Below are 743 nucleotides of genomic sequence, written 5' to 3' on the forward strand. Positions count from 1 at the left end.
AACGAGAATGCCCGCAACTTGACCCCGAAAGAGATGATGCAGCATTCGATATTCCCGATCTGGCACTCCAAGGAGACGCTGAATCTATTCGAATACATCAAGAAGCAGCAGGGAACCAACAACCCGCTCCATCTCGCAGGGTATGACATGCAATTCACTTCGGGCTATCTCACTCAGTTTATTGCCGGTTGGATTGCCAAGGTGGACAAGGATCAAGGTCAGCAGTATTTCAACTTCGAGATGCAAGCCATGACGGATCTGTACAAGGTACTTAATGAATATGGCATGGAAGACGGCCATCCAGAGGCAAAGGCTGCCGTTAAGAAGGTCAAGGAAACGTACGAACCGAAATACAACGCCTTGATCCAATTCATCCAAGAGCACAAGAAGGAGCTCGCAGCAGCTTATCCATCCAACCCGCATATGGTGGATATTGCAATCAAGACGCTAGGGGATCGAGTGAAGTTCATCGAGATGGGGATGTACAATACGAAGGAAAGCTATGAATTCCGTGACCGGATTATGGCTGACAACGTCGAATGGCTAATGAAGGTAATGTATCCCGGCAAAAAAGTGATTTTATGGGCACATAACGATCATTTAGCGAAGAATACATCTAAGATTCAGACCAAAGAGCAAGGAAAATGGATCGGCAGCGTTCACCAGCATGGGCGAACTGCTCCGATAAGAAGCTGAAGGATAAAGCTTATGTAGTCGGGCTCTATATGAACAGCGGCAAGGCA

1 protein-coding gene is annotated in these 743 nt (G+C 47.2%); it reads left to right on the forward strand.

Features of this window, described 5'->3' with window-relative positions; genetic code table 11:
* Positions 1-696, forward strand: a 696-nt coding sequence (locus AZ66_RS29410) for an erythromycin esterase family protein (RefSeq protein ID WP_231587111.1), incomplete at its 5' end; no start/stop codon positions are given.
* Positions 697-743 lie beyond the last annotated feature (47 nt).

It is taken from the genome of Paenibacillus sp. E194 (genome assembly GCF_000935845.1).
GTDB classification, from domain to species: Bacteria; Bacillota; Bacilli; order Paenibacillales; family Paenibacillaceae; genus Paenibacillus_B; species Paenibacillus_B alvei_B.